This is a genomic window from Acidobacteriota bacterium (assembly GCA_016196065.1).
In the GTDB taxonomy this organism is placed as follows: Bacteria; Acidobacteriota; Terriglobia; order Terriglobales; family Acidobacteriaceae; genus Acidiflorens.
On sequence record JACPYL010000019.1, the window covers coordinates 1 to 1,752 of the forward strand.

Consider the following 1,752-nt stretch of genomic DNA (forward strand, 5'->3'; position numbering starts at 1 on the left):
CGTAGGGATCGTCCTGGATGTTGCCTTCTTGGCTCAATTCCGGCCGTGGAGGCGCCGAACCGCTGCCGTCAGCTGCTTTGGTTCCAGCCGACCTTCGATGTATTCGTCAGCGAGTGCTACCACTTCTTTGCTAGCAGGCTGCGGAAAAAGTGCCCGGCAGTGCAACGGAGGGCGGTGTGAGATCGTCTAAGCAGGCATGCGCGGACACGACGAACAGCAAGAGAGCATGTACAGCTACATTTCCCCGGAGAAGCGAGTGCCATCCGATCATCCGTTACGTCGGCTGCGGGGGATGGTGGACACAGCGTTGAAGGAGATGTCGCCGCAGTTTGCGGAGATGTATTCGCACTACGGGCGCCCATCGATAGCACCGGAGAAGCTGTTGCGGGCGTTGCTGCTGCAGGTGCTCTACAGTGTGCGCAGCGAGCGGCTGCTGATGGAGCAGTTGGGCTATAACCTGCTGTTCCGCTGGTTCGTGGGGCTGAGCATGGACGACGCGGTGTGGGACGTGACGGTGTTCACCAAGAACCGGGAGCGGCTACTGGAAGGAGAGATCGCCGAAGCCTTTTTCGAGCAGGTGCTGGCGCAGGCGCGGGCGAAGGAGTTGTTGTCGGACGAGCACTTCACGGTGGACGGGACGCTGATTCAGGCCTGGGCGGGGCAGAAGAGTTTTCGGGCGAAGAAGAAGGGATCGCAGCGCGACATTCCGCCGGAGGACCCGGGGAATGCGACGGTGGATTTTCACGGGGAGAAGCGGAGCAACGACACGCACCAATCGACGACGGACCGGCAGGCACGGCTGTATAAGAAGTCAAAAGGGACGGAAGCGAAGCTGAGCTATCTGGGACACGTGCTGGCGGAGAACCGCAACGGGCTGGTCCTTCAGGCGCAAGTGACGATGGCGACCGGGACGGCGGAACGGGAAGCGGCGCTGGAGATGCTCGAAGCGCGGACCGGCGGGCGACGGGTGACGGTGGGAGGCGACAAAGGATATGACGTGCAGGAGTTCGTGGCCGATGTGCGCGATCTGGGGGTGACGCCGCACGTGGCGCAGAACCACCGCAAGCGGCGGAGCGCGATCGATGCGCGCACGACGCGGCATGTGGGTTACGAGATCAGTCAAAGGAAACGCAAGCGGGTGGAAGAAGTGTTTGGATGGCTGAAGACGGTCGGGTTGCTGCGGCAGACGCGCTACCGGGGAAGAGAACGGGTCGGCTGGATGTTTACGTTCGCCACGGCGGTCTACAATCTGGTGCGCATCCGGAACCTGACGGCGGAGGCGGCCTAAGCCGTCACACCGAGCGAGAAAATGAGCCGATCCGCACCGCTGCGGAGCCCAACAACTCTCCCGAGCGGAGAAAAAACAAGAAGAAAAATCATGATTCACTCAACTAAAAGGCAAAAACTAACTCATGCGGAGCTTTTTTCCGCAGCCTGTTAGGGGTGCCAGGAGTTTTGTCGCTTGTCGTAAGGCTGCCCCGTCGACCTTAAAGCTCTCTGGCACCGGCTCAGGTAGGTATTTTCCGTAGTACTTGCTGGCCTTCGCGAGTACAGCGTCCATCTTTTGTTTTACGCTGGCGTCTTTGAGTGGAGAAACAGAGTAGTCCTGTATCTCAAGCGATTCCTTGGAACCCTGGTGAGTCTGCTCATCGTAGAGCTTCGAGAGTAGAAGTTGCAGAAGGGCGGTGAACCTCTTGCTTTTGTCCACGATGCGATTATGAAGGCCATCTTCCAGTTGCTCAAAAACTTTCC

At 59.2% G+C, this 1,752-nt stretch carries 2 protein-coding genes; one reads left to right on the top strand and one right to left on the bottom strand.

Annotated elements, in window-relative coordinates:
- Nucleotides 1-196 precede the first annotated feature (196 nt).
- Complete coding sequence (locus HY010_17780; GenBank protein MBI3477585.1) at nt 197-1,288, top strand: IS5 family transposase; 1,092 nt, start codon at nt 197-199, stop codon at nt 1,286-1,288.
- 117 nt (nt 1,289-1,405) lie between these two features.
- Here HY010_17780 and HY010_17785 read toward each other — a convergent pair.
- The coding region (locus HY010_17785) for a hypothetical protein (protein MBI3477586.1) at nt 1,406-1,752 on the bottom strand (347 nt) is incomplete at its 5' end.